This window comes from Bradyrhizobium sp. CCBAU 53421 (genome assembly GCF_015291625.1).
In the GTDB taxonomy this organism is placed as follows: domain Bacteria; phylum Pseudomonadota; class Alphaproteobacteria; order Rhizobiales; family Xanthobacteraceae; genus Bradyrhizobium.
This window is the reverse complement of sequence record NZ_CP030047.1, coordinates 2,022,225-2,037,001: the sequence shown is the minus strand read 5'-3', so window position 1 is coordinate 2,037,001 and position 14,777 is coordinate 2,022,225. Positions and strand designations below refer to the sequence as shown.

Annotated in this window: 13 protein-coding genes; 8 read left to right on the top strand and 5 right to left on the bottom strand. The window is 65.5% G+C overall.

Going from position 1 to position 14,777, the window contains the following annotated elements:
* Positions 1 to 18 precede the first annotated feature (18 nt).
* The 3 genes from XH92_RS09630 to XH92_RS09620 all read right to left on the bottom strand — a co-directional run bounded on the left by XH92_RS09630 (position 19) and on the right by XH92_RS09620 (position 3,284).
* Positions 19 to 1,089 carry an aldose epimerase family protein gene (locus tag XH92_RS09630; RefSeq protein ID WP_194459006.1) on the bottom strand — a complete coding sequence of 357 codons (1,071 nt, stop codon included), beginning with the start codon at positions 1,087 to 1,089 and terminating at the stop codon, positions 19 to 21.
* Between the two features lie 2 nt (positions 1,090 to 1,091).
* Positions 1,092 to 2,021 carry a Gfo/Idh/MocA family protein gene (locus XH92_RS09625; protein ID WP_194459005.1) on the bottom strand — a complete coding sequence of 310 codons (930 nt, stop codon included), beginning with the start codon at positions 2,019 to 2,021 and terminating at the stop codon, positions 1,092 to 1,094.
* A gap of 237 nt (positions 2,022 to 2,258) precedes the next feature.
* The gene (locus tag XH92_RS09620; protein WP_194459004.1) at positions 2,259 to 3,284 is read right to left on the bottom strand and encodes a histone deacetylase family protein; all 1,026 of its coding nucleotides are present in this window, start codon (positions 3,282 to 3,284) and stop codon (positions 2,259 to 2,261) included.
* Positions 3,285 to 3,434: 150 nt separating this feature from the next.
* Here XH92_RS09620 and XH92_RS09615 point away from each other — a divergent pair, with 150 nt between their 5' ends.
* A complete protein-coding gene (locus XH92_RS09615) occupies positions 3,435 to 4,046 on the top strand; it encodes a TetR/AcrR family transcriptional regulator (RefSeq protein ID WP_194459003.1) in 612 nt (203 codons plus the stop codon).
* 3 nt (positions 4,047 to 4,049) lie between these two features.
* Here XH92_RS09615 and XH92_RS09610 read toward each other — a convergent pair whose 3' ends face one another.
* Both XH92_RS09610 and XH92_RS09605 read right to left on the bottom strand, forming a co-directional pair.
* Positions 4,050 to 5,000 carry a fatty acid desaturase gene (locus XH92_RS09610; RefSeq protein WP_194459002.1) on the bottom strand — a complete coding sequence of 317 codons (951 nt, stop codon included), beginning with the start codon at positions 4,998 to 5,000 and terminating at the stop codon, positions 4,050 to 4,052.
* A 14-nt stretch (positions 5,001 to 5,014) separates the two neighbouring features.
* Complete coding sequence (locus tag XH92_RS09605) at positions 5,015 to 6,046, bottom strand: alpha/beta fold hydrolase (RefSeq protein WP_194459001.1); 1,032 nt, start codon at positions 6,044 to 6,046, stop codon at positions 5,015 to 5,017.
* Positions 6,047 to 6,408: 362 nt separating this feature from the next.
* Here XH92_RS09605 and XH92_RS09600 point away from each other — a divergent pair, with 362 nt between their 5' ends.
* The 7 genes from XH92_RS09600 (at position 6,409) to XH92_RS09570 (ending at position 14,776) form a co-directional block, all read left to right on the top strand.
* On the top strand, positions 6,409 to 7,746 hold the full coding sequence (locus tag XH92_RS09600; protein ID WP_194459000.1) for an MFS transporter: 1,338 nt from the start codon (positions 6,409 to 6,411) through the stop codon (positions 7,744 to 7,746).
* Positions 7,747 to 8,077: 331 nt separating this feature from the next.
* The gene (locus tag XH92_RS09595) at positions 8,078 to 8,983 is read left to right on the top strand and encodes a LysR substrate-binding domain-containing protein (protein WP_194458999.1); all 906 of its coding nucleotides are present in this window, start codon (positions 8,078 to 8,080) and stop codon (positions 8,981 to 8,983) included.
* Positions 8,984 to 9,110: 127 nt separating this feature from the next.
* Positions 9,111 to 10,052 (top strand): 5-dehydro-4-deoxyglucarate dehydratase, encoded by a 942-nt coding sequence (kdgD, locus tag XH92_RS09590; RefSeq protein WP_194458998.1) that lies wholly within the window; start codon positions 9,111 to 9,113, stop codon positions 10,050 to 10,052.
* 31 nt (positions 10,053 to 10,083) lie between these two features.
* Positions 10,084 to 11,439: a glucarate dehydratase gene (gene gudD / locus XH92_RS09585; protein ID WP_194458997.1), complete on the top strand. Its 1,356-nt coding sequence runs from the start codon at positions 10,084 to 10,086 to the stop codon at positions 11,437 to 11,439.
* A 17-nt stretch (positions 11,440 to 11,456) separates the two neighbouring features.
* On the top strand, positions 11,457 to 12,905 hold the full coding sequence (locus tag XH92_RS09580) for an aldehyde dehydrogenase family protein (protein ID WP_194458996.1): 1,449 nt from the start codon (positions 11,457 to 11,459) through the stop codon (positions 12,903 to 12,905).
* A 73-nt stretch (positions 12,906 to 12,978) separates the two neighbouring features.
* Complete coding sequence (gene garD, locus XH92_RS09575) at positions 12,979 to 14,520, top strand: galactarate dehydratase (RefSeq protein WP_194458995.1); 1,542 nt, start codon at positions 12,979 to 12,981, stop codon at positions 14,518 to 14,520.
* A 94-nt stretch (positions 14,521 to 14,614) separates the two neighbouring features.
* Entirely contained in the window at positions 14,615 to 14,776 is a 162-nt protein-coding gene (locus XH92_RS09570) for a hypothetical protein (RefSeq protein WP_194458994.1), read from the top strand.
* Position 14,777 lies beyond the last annotated feature (1 nt).

The following is a 14,777-nucleotide window of genomic DNA, read 5'->3' as shown; positions in this document are numbered from 1 at the left end:
GGTCGGTCATGGCATCACTCACAGGGTCGAGAAGCAATAGATCGCGGTGCGGCGATAGACCTGCCCGGGATCGAGCCGCGCCGACGGGAAGTCGGGCCGGTTCGGCGTATCCGGCCAGGCATGCGGCTCGAGACAGAGCGCGTCGGATTGACGATACAGCCGATCGCCCTTGCCGGCGGTCGAGCCGTCGAGGAAATTGCCGGAATAGAATTGCAGTCCCGGCTGATCGGTGAACAGCTCCATCACGCGGCCGCTGTGCGGCGCCTCGAGCCGCGCGGCGAAGCGAACGCCGGTCCCCGAGGCCAAGCAGAAATTGTGATCATAGCCGCGCCCGAGCCGCAGCTGCTCGCCATTCATCCTGATCCGCGCGCCGATCGCGGTGGGCTTGCGGAAGTCGAACGGCGTGCCGTCGACCGGCTGCGGCGGGCCCGGCAACGGGATCGCCGTGGCGTCGACCGCGAGGAAATGGTCGGACGCGATCGTGAGCCGATGATCGAGGATCTGCCTGCCCGAGCGCGCGCCGTCGAGATTGAAGAAGCTGTGATTGGTGAGGTTGACGTATGTCGGCCGGTCGGTGGTCGCCTCATAGGTGACCGCGAGTTCCATCGGATCGCGCAGGCGATAGGTCACCCGGGTCTGAAGATTGCCCGGATAGCCCTCTTCGCCATGCGGGCTTTCGCGCTCCAGCACCAGCGTCGGCCCCGGTTCATCGGTGAGCTCGACAACCCGCCACAGCTTGCGATCAAACCCCTGTGGCCCGCCATGCAGCGCGTTGGGGCCGTTGTTGGCGTCGAGTTTCACCGTCTCGCCATCGAGCACGAAGCGCGCGGCGGCGATCCGGTTGGCGTAGCGCCCGATCGTTGCGCCGAAGAATTTGCGCTGCGCGAGATAGCCGTCGAATTCGTCGTGGCCAAGCACAACGTCGTCGCATTGCCCGCCGCGATCCGGCGCGAGCAGCGCCTGCAGCGTGGCGCCGAAAGGAAGGACGCTGGCCTCAAAGCCGTGTTCGCCGCGCAGCGTCACGCGCTCGATCACTGTGCCGTCGTGCAATCTGCCGAAGGGCGCGCGCGCAATGCTGGCTGATGTCATTGTCAGTCCCCGAACGCCTCGACGAGGCGTCGTCGCCCCAGCATGAAGCTATCGGCGACGAGCCGCAAGGGCGCAAGGTCGACCTCGGATTTTCCGTCCGACGTCAGCGCGACGAAGCGGCGGTACAGCGCGGGATATTCCTCATCCGTGGCATCGACCACCAACCTGTTGCCGTCGCGCAGCTGCCGTCCGCCTTTCGACAAGGTCACCGGCCCGGACTCGGTCTCGCACAGGATATCCCAGCTCGGCGGCCCGGCCTGGCGAAAATCGAATTCGGCGTGGATCTGCAGACCGTTCTCATCGGACAGCTCGACTGCTGCAGCAATTGGCGCCTCCCGGTTGGAAGGAACGTCCAACATCGCGCTCCTCACAAAGATCGGTCGCGGCAGAATTTCTGTCAGGATCGACAGCGCATTGATGCCGGGATCGAATACGCCGAAGCCACCGGCCTCGAATATCCAGGCCTGGCCGGGATGCCAGACGCGGACGTCCTCCTTCCAGACGATGGTCACCTTGTTGATCGTACGGCCGGCGAGCAATTTCCGCGCCGGCCCAACCGCGGGCGCGTAGCGCGAGTGCCATGTCGCAAACAACGTCCGGCCCGCCTCTTGCGCGGCCGCGATCAACGGCGTGAGCTCGCTGACCGTAGACCCGGGCGGCTTCTCCAGCAGCACATGCTTGCCGGCGGCGAGCGCCGCCGCGGCCTGCGCGTGGCGTGCCTGCGGCGGTGTGCACAGCGCGACGGCATCGATCTCCGGCCCGTCGCGCAACAACTCCTGCAAGTCGCGGAAATGCGGCAGGCCGGATGGGCTCTTGGCCGGATCGGCCACCGCGACCAGCGCGGCGCCTGATGTCTTCGCGATCGCAGGCACGTGCTGCCGGCACGCGATCTCCCCGAACCCGACGATGGCGATACGAAGCAGATCGCTCATAGCCGTCCTCGCGTTGCAGCCTGCCCGGGCGGCCAATGCCGCCGGGCAGGATCATAAGCCAGCACCGGATACCAACGGCTTGATCCGGCTTTGGTTGCAAAGGCGCAAATCCACGACGCCTTGTTGTGCCGCGCACGGCTGGGGCATCGGTCCTGATCGATCAAAACCGATGCTCCAGATCGTTGTTTTGACAGGCTTTCCTCACGCAGACCGGTCACCATTTCATTCGAAGCCACGCTAGCGCGCGGCTTCGAATCCGCCGAGCACCGCCGTCAGATTGGCACCGAGGATGTCGGAGAGATAGCCGCCCTCCTGCACCAGCACCGTCGGCAGGCCGAACCGGGCAAGCGCCTCTCCGATCCGGCGGAAGCCGTCGGTGGTGACGGCAAGGCCCGCGAGCGGGTCCTTCTCGGAGGCGTCGAGCCCGAGCGCGACCACGAGCGCGGTCGGCGCAAAGGAACGGATCGCCTTCTCGGCCGCCGCGAGCGCCTTGATGTAGTCGTCGTCGCCGGTGCCCTTGGCGAGGGGAATGTTGAGATTGGTGCCGAGGCCTGCTCCGGCGCCGCGCTCATGCGCATAGCCCCAGACGAACGGATAGAAGAACGACGGATCGGCGTGGATCGAGACGGTGAAGACATCGCCCCGCTCGTAGAAGATGCCCTGGGTGCCGTTGCCGTGATGCACGTCGACATCGAGGATCGCGACGCGTTCGTGCTTCTGGCGCAGATGCTCGGCCGCGATCGCGCTGTTGTTCAGGAAGCAGAAGCCGCCGGCGAGATCGCGATAGGCGTGATGGCCGGGCGGACGGCACAGCGCGTAGACGGCGTCCTCGCCGTCGAGCACCATCTGCGCGGCGGTGACCGCGACGTCGCTGGAGGCGCAGGCGCCGGCCCAGGTGCCGGGTCCGATCGGCGCTGCGGTGTCGACCGTGTGCCAGCCGAGCTTGCCTACGATGTGGGTGGGATAGGTGCCGGCGTTACGCACCGGGTGGATGTTCGCGATCATCTCCGGCCCGGCATTGCCGAGCGCCGTCCATTCGTCCCAGGCATCGGCGAGGAAGCTCAGATATTCCGGACTGTGCACCCGCGCCCGCGGACCCTGCCCGAATTTGGTCGGCTCGATCAGCGTGTGCTTGCCGGCCTTCAAGCCCGCCAGCAGGCGATCGGCGCGCTCTGGCTGCTCGGTGGTGCGCTGGACCACACCGCGGACCAGGAAGAACTGCGGATCATGGCTGCGGTGCAGATCACTGTAGACGGCCTTCACGGGATACTCCTGTTCGATGAGCAGTTGAGCTGAGCCTTCGCTGGCGGGTGTACCGTATCAGCGGCGACGACGATCTGAAACCACACACGATTTCATGCTATGTCCGCAGGCAGCGCAATGATTCAAGTACGCAGGATTCGAAACCCGGCGATGGCGAGCGGCAAGGCGGAGACGGAGGATACGGCAACCGGGCGGCGCGGCCGGCCACGCTCTGCCGCGACCACGGCCGCAATCCTGCACAGCGCCTATACGCTGATGGCGACCACCGGCCTTGCCGCCACCACCATCGACGCGATCGCCAAGCACTCCAACGTCTCGAAGATGACGATCTACAAGTGGTGGCCATCGCGCGAGGCGCTGTTGATCGATGCCTTCCTCGACCAGGCCTCGCGGGCGGTGCCGCTGCCCGAGGCGGGCAATCCGGTGGCCCGCATCCGCCGCCATGTCGCGACCTATGTCGAGGCGCTGCAGGGCGAGTTCGGACGGGTGCAGCTCGCGGTGATCTCGGAGTGCATCTCGCAGACCGGCACGGCGGAATTGTTCTACGAGCGCTACCTCGGCCTTCGTCGCGCCAGGATGCTGGAGATCATCGCCGCCGGCCAGAAGGACGGCAGCATCGGCGCACCTGGCGTGCCCGGCGACATCTATGACGCGATCTACGGCAGCCTGTTCTATCGCTATGTCTTCGGCATCAAGCCGCTGACGCCGGCCTATGCCCGCAACCTCGTCAATCTGGTGCTGCGGCCGCACGCGGAGGCGTGAACATCAAACGGAGTGTTGCCGCTGACGGCGGAACCAGGCCCAGGTCTCGCGCGTCACGGCGCGGTAATTGCGGCCGCGATACACGATGTGGCCATCGACGATGGCGTTCAGCTTTGGCAACGCATGGAACGGCACCGTCGGATAGGCATGGTGCTCGACATGATAGGGCATGTTCCAGGCGAACCATTTCATGATCCGGCCCGTCATCGTGGTGCGCGTGTTCTCGAATGCACTCCGCGTCTGCTCGCAACCGGTGTGCTCTGCGTAAAGATACGGGCGCAGGATGAGCTGACCGGCGAGCAGCGGCACGATCCAGACCCAGAGCAGGATCGCACTGTGCAGCGCGAGCGACGCCACCAGCAACAGCAGATAACCGGCTAGATAGAGCCTTGCCTCCAGCACGATCACGGCGCGCTTGTGCTCCGGAATCCACGGCACGACCACAGTTCCGGTGAGTGCGTGCCGGAACATCAACCGAATGCGGACCAATACCTGCAATAGTCCCGAATAGGCAATCGCGAGCTGGGTGTCCGACGCCGGCTTGGGACCGACGATCAGCTCCGGGTCCCTCGCAGGATCCTGGGTGTAGCGGTGATGGTCCCAGTGAAACAGACAGTAATATTGGTACGGCAATCCGATCATGAAGGCGGACAGATTGCCGACGACGAGATTGAGCGCATGACTGCTGAACGCCGTCTTGTGCGCGGTCTCATGCACCACCATGAACAGGAACGCGACGAAGTACCCCTGGATGGCAATCAGCGGCAGCGCCCACACGAGACCATGGCGGGACGCGACCAAGCAGATCAGCGCGCCGACCACAACGATCATCCCGTAATGGCTTGCCGCGCGCACCGCGCCGGCAAGATTCGACTTGGTCGACAGGTCGCGCAAGGTCAGCGGGCTGAGCGGCTTCAGGCGAGGTCCGGCATTACTGGTCTCCGCGGTGCTCATGGTCGTCTCACCTGTCAGCGTTGCAGGAGCGCCGAGATTTCGGCGTTGATGAGGGCGCGGTCTTCGGCGTTGTTGATGGGATTGCCGGCCCGGTGCCCATGGATCGAGGGGATCGCGTGCAGCGCCGCGGAGCGGGCATTGACCAGGCGGCCAAGCTCGCCCGCGTTGTCGCGCTGATCGAAATATCGGTCGGTGCGACCGGGCATCAGCAGGATGTGCGCCTTGATCGCGGCCAGCGCCCGGTCGAAGTCGCCGCCGAATTCGTCGCAACGGCTGATGTCGCCAGCCTGCCAGATCGCGATCTGCGCCAGCAGATTGTTCGCATCGCGCCGCGCGAAGGCACCGTCCCACGTTCCCGCGAGATAATCCTCCAACGAATTGAAGCCGGCCCCGCGCCAGGCTTCCTCACGAAAGAACTCGTGCGACATCGCCCAGCCGGCGTAGACGCGCCCCATCGCGCGAAGGCCCCCTGTCGGCTTGGTGACGAAGCGGCCATCCTGGTAGGCCGGATCGGTGGTCAGGGCGGCCTTCACACCTTCGAGGAAGACATGGTTGTACGGCGAGCACCTTGCGCTGCCGCAGACCACGGCCGCACGCTCCACCATGTCGGGGTAGCGTGCCGCCCAGTGATACGCCTGCATACCGCCCATCGACCAGCCATAGACCAGCGCGAGCTTCGTCACGCCGAACCGCTCGACCAGCAACCGCCGCTGGATGGCGATCGCATCATAAAAGGTAAAGGCGGGAAACGGTGCGCCGCCGAGCACCTCGCTCGAATTCGACGGCGAGGACGACAGGCCGTTGCCGAACAGATTCGCGATGATGATGAAGTAGCGCTCGGGATCGAGCGCCCCACCCGGCTGCACCAGCCATTCGATGTCGTAATGCTGCGCGGCGAACGACGTCGGATAGAGGATGACGTTATCCCTGGCCGCGTTCAGCGTGCCGTAGGTCTTGTAGGCGAGCGCAAGCTGCGGAAACACGGCGCCGCCTTGCAAGGTCACCCTGCCTGCCTCGAATACCTCATAGTCGCGTGACGTGGTCATGCGCATTCGACCTCGATCGGCAGGGCGCAACGCTGCGCCCTCAATAACTGTACTTATAGTACATTAATTGTCAATCTTGGCAAGGCGTCATCCTGAGGTGCGAGCGCAGCGAGCCTCGAAGGATGGGCCGCGAACGCCCGTGGCTCATCCTTCGAGGCTTCACCTTGCGATGCGACTGCATCGCAAGGTTCGCACCTCAGGATGACGTCGATGTATGTAGCTGGCGTCCACACGCCGGCGAAGGTGGCATCGCACCGGGCCGATCCATTCAAAATCGGTATGGATCAATACCCGTTTCGGCTTGGACCGATTGCCGTCATCTCTCTAGGACAGACCTCGAGGAAATATTCGAGGAGGCGCGAATGAGCGCAATTGTGTCCGCCACGGACGCGCGGCGATCCCGCGTCCGGCTGTTGATCGTGACGATGCTGTTTCTCGTCACCACCGTGAACTACGCCGATCGCGCCACGCTCTCGATCGCCGGCCCTGCCCTCTCCAAGGAACTGCATCTCGACCCCGTCGCGATGGGTTACGTGTTCTCGGCGTTCGGTTGGTCCTACGTGATCGCGCAGGTGCCGTGCGGCTGGCTGCTCGACCGCTACGGCTCCAAATGGGTCTATGCGATCAGCATCATCGTCTGGTCGATCTTCACCGCGATGCAGGGCCTGGTCGGGTTCCTCTCCGCAGGCGCAGCCGTGGTGCTGCTGTTCGCCTTGCGCTTTCTGGTCGGATTCGCCGAAGCGCCGTCGTTCCCGGCCAATGCCCGCATCGTCGCGGCCTGGTTCCCCGGCAATGAGCGCGGCACCGCATCGGCGTTCTTCAATTCCGGGCAGTATTTCGCGACAGTGATCTTCGCCCCACTGATGGGCTGGATCGCGCACGAATACGGCTGGCGCCACGTGTTCTACGTGATGGGCGGGCTCGGCATCGTCATGGGCATTGCCTGGATCAAGACGATCTACGAGCCGAAGGACCATCCTGGAATCAACGAGGCCGAGTTCGACTACATCAAGCAGGGCGGCGCGCTGGTCGACATGGATGCCGCGAAGGCCGGCAAGACGGAGGACAGCGGCCCCGGCTGGGGCCATATCCGCCAGCTGCTCGCCAACCGCATGATGCTCGGCGTCTATATCGGCCAGTACTGCATCAACACCCTGACCTACTTCTTCCTGACCTGGTTCCCGGTCTACCTGGTGAAGGAGCGCGGGCTCTCGATCCTGCAGGCCGGCTTCGTCGCGACCTTGCCGGCGCTGTGCGGCTTCATCGGCGGTGTGCTTGGCGGCGTGATCTCGGACTACCTGCTGCGCCGCACCGGCTCGCTGACCTTGGCGCGCAAGATCCCGATCGTCGGCGGCATGCTGCTGTCGATGGCGATCATCGCCTGCAACTACGTCGACGGCCAGGCGCTGGTGGTCGGCTTCATGGCGCTCGCCTTCTTCGGCAAGGGCATCGGCGCGCTCGGCTGGGCCGTCGTCTCCGACACCTCGCCGAAGGAAGCCGGCGGCGTCTCCGGCGGCTTGTTCAACACCTTCGGCAATCTGTCCTCGATCACCACGCCGATCATCATCGGCTACATCCTCGCCGCCACCGGCTCGTTCAACGGCGCGCTGGTGTTCGTCGGCGCCAACGCGCTGGTCGCGGCGATCGCCTATCTGTTCATCGTCGGCGAGATCAAGCGGGTGCAGCTGAAGGCGGCCTGAGCCAGGCCTGAACGCGCTTAACCTCTCCCCGCCCTTCCGCGGGGAGAGGTCGAAATTCGCACAGCGAATTTCGGGTGAGGGGCGAAGCAACACGTCTCCGCAAAGACAGTCCTTCCGACTCGTTCGGATCGCGCCTGTAAATTGAGGCGGCCGTTGCGCAGAGAGAGCCCCTCACCCCAACCCTCTCCCCGTAAGAACGGGGAGAGGGAGCAAACAACCAAACGGCGGCCTCGGCCGCCGTCTTTGTCTGCTTGTTTGTCTTCTTGGCCAGTGGGAGGCATCGATGCTAGAACGGACAAATCCTCGATCGATCCATTCCAGGCTAGCATCGATGTTCGACCTGAACCAGCTCCGCTGTTTCGTTACGGTGGCCGAGGAATTGCACTTCGGCCGCGCCGCGGCGCGGCTCAACATGACGCAGCCGCCGCTGAGCCGGCAGATCCAGGTGCTCGAGCACATCATCGACGCGCCGCTCTTGGAACGCACCAGCCGTTCGGTGCGGCTGACCCCGGCGGGACGCAGTTTCCTGCCCGAGGCACGGCGCATCCTCAAACTGGCCGAGTCCGCCTCGCAGGTCGCCCGCCGCATCGCGCTCGGCAAGACCGGCTCGCTCAAGATCGGCTTCACGGCGGCCGCCGCCTACGGCTTCCTGCCCGATTTGATCGCAGCCGCCCGCTCCCGTCTGCCCGAAGTCGATTTTTCCCTGAAGGAGATGGTCTCCGGCGATCAGTTCGAGGCGCTCACCACAGGCCAGATCGATGCCGGCCTGCTGCGCCCGCCGATCGCGCGGCCCGAATTCGCCAGCCGGCGCGTCGTCGCCGAACCGCTGCTCGCCGCGATCCCGAAGAAGCATCCGCTGGCTTCGGCCGAGACCGTCACCATCAAGGATTTCGACGACCAGCCCTTCGTGATGTATTCGCCCTATGAGGCGCGCTACTTCCACGACCTACTGGTGTCGCTGTTCACGCGCGCCGACGTGCTGCCGCGCTATGTCCAGCATCTCAGCCAGATCCACTCGATCCTCGCGATGGTGCGCGCCGGGCTCGGCGTCGCGATCGTGCCGGAGGCCGCCGCCAGCCTGAAGATATCCGACGTCCGGCTGAAGCCGCTGAAGCTGCGCACGCCGGTGCCGGTCGAGCTGTTCATGGTGTGGCGGCGCGATCAGGAGAACCAGCTGCTGCCGTCCCTGATCGAGATCGCAAGCGAAATCGCGGCCCCGCATCTGCGCGGCGATTGATGCAGATTGTGCATCGCTCGATACAGCGTTTGGCTTGGACGCGCATCGAAGCATTCCTTAAGAAATCGGCCATGGACGCGCGCTGCTCGCGCATCCCTTATCCCAATATCATTCGAGGAGTGGCGCCATGAGCAAGATGACCCCTCAGGAGATGGCTGCGAGAATCGGCGGCGGCCTCCTGTCTTTTCCGGTGACCCCGTTCAAAGCGGACTATTCGTTCGACGAGGCGGCCTATCGCGCCAACATGGACTGGCTGTGCGGCTATGACGTCGCCGGCCTGTTCGCCGCCGGCGGCACCGGCGAGTTCTTCTCGCTGACGCCGTCTGAAGTTCCCCATGTCGTGAAGGTTGCGGTCGACGAGACCAAGGGTCGCGTTCCCGTGCTGGCCGGCACCGGCTACGGCACGGCGATCGCGCGCGAGATCGCAATCGGTGCCGAGAAGGCCGGCGCCGACGGCCTCTTGCTGCTGCCGCCCTATCTCACGCATGCCGAGCAGGACGGCCTTGCCGCGCATGTCGAGGCGGTGTGTTCGTCGGTGAAGATCGGCGTCATCGTCTACAACCGCGACAATGCGATCCTGCAGCCGGACACGCTGGCGCGGCTCTGCGAGCGCTGCCCGAACCTCGTCGGCTACAAGGACGGAATCGGCGACATCGAGCTGATGACCCGCGTCTACACCAAGCTCGGCGACCGCCTGACCTATATCGGCGGCCTGCCGACCGCGGAAACCTTCGCGCTGCCCTATCTCGACATGGGCGTCACCACTTATTCGTCGGCGGTGTTCAACTTCGTGCCGGAATTCGCCACCAGGTTCTACGCCGCGGTGCGCCGGCGCGATCATCAGACCATCCATGCAGGACTTAAGGATTTCATCCTGCCGCTGATCGCGATACGCAACCGCAAGAAGGGTTATGCGGTGTCGATCATCAAGGCCGGCATGAAGGTGATCGGCCGCGATTCCGGCCCGGTGCGGCCGCCGCTCACCGATCTCACCGAGCAGGAGATCGCCGAGCTCGCGGCGCTGGTGGCGAAACTGCCGCAGGCTGCAACCCAGCAGGCCGCGGAATAGACCGAACGGCCAACGACCAAGGGAGGAGCAGATGATTCAGGACACGATCCGCACCGACTTTGCCGGCGCCCCCGTCGTCACGGCGATGGAGGTGATCCCGGTCGCCGGCCGCGACGGCATGCTCCTCAATCTGAGCGGCGCGCATGCGCCGTTCTTCACCCGCAACCTCGTTATCCTCACCGACAACTCCGGCCATACCGGCGTCGGCGAGGTACCGGGCGGCGAGAAGATCAGGAAGACGCTGGAGGACGCCCGCGACCTGGTCGTCGGCCAGACCATCGGCGCCTGCAACAACATCCTGGCCTCGATGCGCCAGGCCTTCGCCGATCGCGACGCCGGCGGCCGCGGCAAGCAGACCTTTGACCTCCGCGTCACCATTCATGCGGTGACCGCGGTGGAATCCGCGCTGCTCGATCTGCTCGGCCAGCATCTCAATCTCCCGGTCGCAGCGCTGCTCGGCGAAGGCCAGCAGCGCGCGAGCGTCGAGACGCTCGGCTATCTCTTCTTCGTCGGCGATCGCAGGAAGACCAGCCTGCCTTACGTCGAGGGCGAGACCGGCAAGCCGGACTGGTTCGACCTGCGTCATCAGGCGGCGATGACGCCGGAGGCGATCGTACGGCTCGCTGAAGCGACGCAGGCCCATTACGGCTTCGCCGATTTCAAGCTCAAGGGCGGCGTGCTCGCGGGCGAAGCGGAGATCGAGGCCGTCACCGCAATTGCAAAGCGCTTTCCGAACGCGCGCGTCACGCTCGACCCGAACGGTGCCTGGTCACTCGACGAGGCGATCCGGCTTTGCAGCAACATGCATGGCGTGCTCGCCTATGCCGAGGATCCCTGCGGCGCCGAGGCCGGCTTCTCCGGCCGCGAGATCATGGCCGAGTTCCGCCGCGCCACCGGGCTGCCGACCGCAACCAACATGATCGCGACCGACTGGCGTCAGCTCTCGCACGCGCTGCGGCTCGGGGCCGTCGACATTCCGCTCGCCGACCCGCATTTCTGGACCATGCAGGGCTCGGTGCGGGTGGCGCAGACCTGCCGCGACAACGGCCTGACCTGGGGCTCGCACTCCAACAACCATTTCGACATTTCGCTGGCGATGTTCACCCATGTCGGCGCCGCCGCACCCGGCAAGGTGACCGCGATCGACACCCACTGGATCTGGCAGGATGGCCAGGCGTTGACCAGGGAGCCGTTGCAGATCAAGGGCGGCAAGATCGCGATCCCGGATCGGCCGGGCCTCGGCATCGAGCTCGATCGCGGTGCCATCGAGGCGGCGAACGCGCTATACAAGCAGCATGGCCTCGGCGCCCGCGACGACGCGCTGGCCATGCAGTTCCTGATCCAGGGGTGGACCTTCGACGACAAGCGTCCCTGCCTCGTGCGCTAACAAGAAAGGTTGGAAACATGACCGCTCACCAGAAGAACTTCATCGCCGGCGAATGGGTCGACGGAACGGGCATTACGCGGGACATCAACCCCTCCAACACCAAGGACGTGGTCGGCGAATACGCCAAGGCCGACAAGGCGCAGACCGAAAAGGCAATCGCCGCCGCGAAGGCCGCTTTCCCGGCCTGGGCGCGCTCGACGCCGCAGGAGCGCTTTGACGCGCTGACCAAAATCTCCGTCGAGATCCTCGCCCGCAAGGAAGAGCTCGGCCGCCTGCTGGCGCGCGAGGAAGGTAAGACGCTCCCCGAGGGCATCGGCGAGGTGGGGCGCGCCGGGCAGATATTCGCGTTCTTCGCCGGCGAAGCGCTGCGGCTGATGGGCGAGAAGGGCGCGTCGGTGCGCCCCGGTCTCGACGTCGAGATCACCCGCGAGCCGGTCGGCGTCATCGGCATGATCACGCCGTGGAACTTTCCGATCGCGATCCCGGCCTGGAAGATCGCGCCGGCGCTCTGCTACGGCAACACTGTCGTGTTCAAGCCGGCCGAGCTGGTGCCGGGCTCCGCGCACGCGCTGTCCGAGATCATCGCACGCTCCGGCATACCGGCCGGCGTGTTCAACCTCGTGGTCGGCTCGGGCTCGGTGGTCGGTCAGACCCTGCTCGATCATCCCGACGTCGCCGCGATCTCCTTCACCGGCTCGGTGCAGACCGGCCGCAAGATCGCGCAGGCCTGCGTGCTCTCCAACCCCATGAAGAAGTTCCAGCTCGAGATGGGCGGCAAGAACCCGCTGGTCGTGCTCGACGACGCCGACGTGAAAGTCGCGGTCGAGGTCGCCGTCAACGGCGCTTATTTCTCGACCGGCCAGCGCTGCACCGCGTCCTCGCGTCTGATCGTCACCGCGGGCATCCATGACCGCTTCGTCGCTGCGATGACCGAGCGGATGAAGGGGCTTGCGGTGGACGACGCGCTGAAGAGCGGCGTGCATGTCGGCCCTGTGGTCGACCAGAGCCAGCTCGACCAGGACCTGCGCTACATCAAGATCGGCCAGGACGAAGGCGCTCGGCTGCACTGGGGCGGCGAACTGCTGAACCGCGAGACGCCTGGCTTCTATTTGCAGCCAGCGCTGTTCACCGAGACGACCAACCAGATGCGGATCGCCCGCGAGGAGATCTTCGGCCCGGTCGCCTGCGTGATTCGCGCCAAGGATTACGAGGAAGCGCTGGCGATCTCCAACGACACCGAGTTCGGCCTCGCCTCGGGCATCTGCACGACCAGCCTGAAATACGCCTCGCACTACAAGCGCAACAGCGAGGCCGGCATGGTGATGGTCAACCTGCCGACCGCCGGCGTCGACTACCACGTGCCGTTCGGCGGCCGCAAAGGCTCGAGCTACGGCGCACGTGAACAGGGCGCCTATGCCCGCGAATTCTACACCACGGTGAAGACGGCCTATACGTTCCCGGGTTGAGACTTACCGCACGGGAAGTGCGCCCCCTCCCCCGCTTGCGGGGGAGGTGAAGCAAGGCCAGGAGGAATATGGCATGGACCAGTCGATCGGCGCGCAGGAGCAGCCCCGCTACATCAAGCTCAACGCGCGCGACAATGTCGCGATCGTCGTGAATGATTTCGGCCTGCCCGCCGGCTCGCGCTTCGCGTGCGGCCTGACGCTGCGCGCCTTCGTGCCGCAGGGCCACAAGACCGCGCTGGAAGATATCGCCGAGGGCGCGCCGATCGTCCGCTATGGCGAGGTGATCGGCCATGCGCTGTCGCCGATCCTGGCCGGCGAATGGGTCGACGAGGCGCGCATCCGCATGCCCGACGCACCGCCGCTCGATCAGCTCGAGATCGCGACCGCGGTGCCGCCGGCACTGCCGCCGCTCGAAGGTTTCACCTTCGAGGGCTATCGCAATCCCGACGGCTCGGTCGGCACCAAGAACATCCTCGGCATCTCCTCCTCCGTGCAATGCGTCAAGGGCACGATGGAATATGCGGTCAAGCGCATCCGCGCCGAGCTGCTGCCAAAATACCCCAATGTCGACGACGTCGTGCCGCTGACCCACGCCTATGGCTGCGGCGTCGCGATATCAGCGCCCGATGCCGTGGTGCCGATCCGCACCCTTCAAAACCTCGCGCTCAATCCGAACTTCGGCGGCGAGATCCTCGTCGTCGGCCTCGGCTGCGAGAAGCTCGCGCCGGAACGGCTGGTGCCGGAAGGCATCAGCGATGCCATCGTGCGGATGCAGGACGAAGCCTTCGACGGTTTCGGTGCCATCGTCGATGCGATCATGACTCAGGCTGAGGCGCGGCTGAAGGTGCTCAACGCCCGCAAGCGCGAGACCTGCCCGGCCGCCGATCTCGTGATCGGCCTGCAATGCGGCGGCAGCGATGCGTTCTCCGGCGTCACCGCCAATCCCGCGGTCGGCTTCGCGGCAGACCTCCTGGTGCGCGCCGGCGCGACCGTGATGTTCTCCGAGGTGACCGAGGTGCGCGACGCGATCCAGCTTCTGACCCGCCGCGCCGCGAGCGAGGATGTCGGCCGCGCGCTGATCCGCGAGATGGCATGGTATGACGCCTATCTCGCCCGCGGTGGTGCCGACCGCAGCGCCAACACGACGCCGGGCAACAAGAAGGGCGGGCTCGCCAACATCGTCGAGAAATCCCTGGGCTCGATCGTCAAGTCGGGCTCGGGCCCGATCGCGGGCGTGCTGTCGCCGGGCGAGAAGGCGCGGCAGAAGGGCATGCTGTTTGCGGCGACACCGGCCAGCGATTTCATCTGCGGTACACTGCAGCTCGCCTCCGGCATGACCTTGCAGGTCTTCACCACCGGCCGCGGCACGCCCTATGGCCTCGCCGCCGCGCCCGTCATCAAGGTCGCGACCCGCAGCGAGCTGGCACGGCGCTGGAAGGACCTGATCGATTTCGACGCCGGCTGCATCGCGACCGGCGAGAAGACGATCGAAGAGACCGGCTGGGACCTGTTCCGCCTGATCCTCGACGTCGCCAGCGGGCGGACCAAGCCATGGTCGGACAAGTGGGGCATCCACAACGATCTCACGCTGTTCAACCCGGCGCCGGTCACTTGAGCATCTCCGCCATCTTAACCACCCGTTAGCCACGCCGTCACCGGCCGGGGAACGTCGCAATTCGATTCAAATTGTCTGGCCATGGAGGGCAGCCGTGACCCGGACAACCCACGATCTCCAGGACCAGGCCGACCGCGCCGAGCGACTGGCGCGCACCGGCATGGACTCGCTGACGGTCGAGCGTTTGCGTGCCTACGCGGAGGAATGCCGCCGCCAGATCGCAGCCGCCGAGCGGCAAGCGCAATCGACGGCATAGA

What these genes read in the sequence shown, in the direction of transcription:
- garD (WP_194458995.1), top strand. Translation starts at nt 12,979, where the DNA reads ATGGACCAGTCGATCGGCGCGCAGGAGCAGCCCCGCTACATCAAGCTC.
- XH92_RS09605 (WP_194459001.1), bottom strand. Translation starts at nt 6,046, where the DNA reads ATGACCACGTCACGCGACTATGAGGTATTCGAGGCAGGCAGGGTGACC.
- XH92_RS09600 (WP_194459000.1), top strand. Translation starts at nt 6,409, where the DNA reads ATGAGCGCAATTGTGTCCGCCACGGACGCGCGGCGATCCCGCGTCCGG.
- XH92_RS09595 (WP_194458999.1), top strand. Translation starts at nt 8,078, where the DNA reads ATGTTCGACCTGAACCAGCTCCGCTGTTTCGTTACGGTGGCCGAGGAA.
- kdgD (WP_194458998.1), top strand. Translation starts at nt 9,111, where the DNA reads ATGAGCAAGATGACCCCTCAGGAGATGGCTGCGAGAATCGGCGGCGGC.
- XH92_RS09625 (WP_194459005.1), bottom strand. Translation starts at nt 2,021, where the DNA reads ATGAGCGATCTGCTTCGTATCGCCATCGTCGGGTTCGGGGAGATCGCG.
- XH92_RS09580 (WP_194458996.1), top strand. Translation starts at nt 11,457, where the DNA reads ATGACCGCTCACCAGAAGAACTTCATCGCCGGCGAATGGGTCGACGGA.
- XH92_RS09630 (WP_194459006.1), bottom strand. Translation starts at nt 1,089, where the DNA reads ATGACATCAGCCAGCATTGCGCGCGCGCCCTTCGGCAGATTGCACGAC.
- XH92_RS09615 (WP_194459003.1), top strand. Translation starts at nt 3,435, where the DNA reads ATGGCGAGCGGCAAGGCGGAGACGGAGGATACGGCAACCGGGCGGCGC.
- gudD (WP_194458997.1), top strand. Translation starts at nt 10,084, where the DNA reads ATGATTCAGGACACGATCCGCACCGACTTTGCCGGCGCCCCCGTCGTC.
- XH92_RS09610 (WP_194459002.1), bottom strand. Translation starts at nt 5,000, where the DNA reads ATGAGCACCGCGGAGACCAGTAATGCCGGACCTCGCCTGAAGCCGCTC.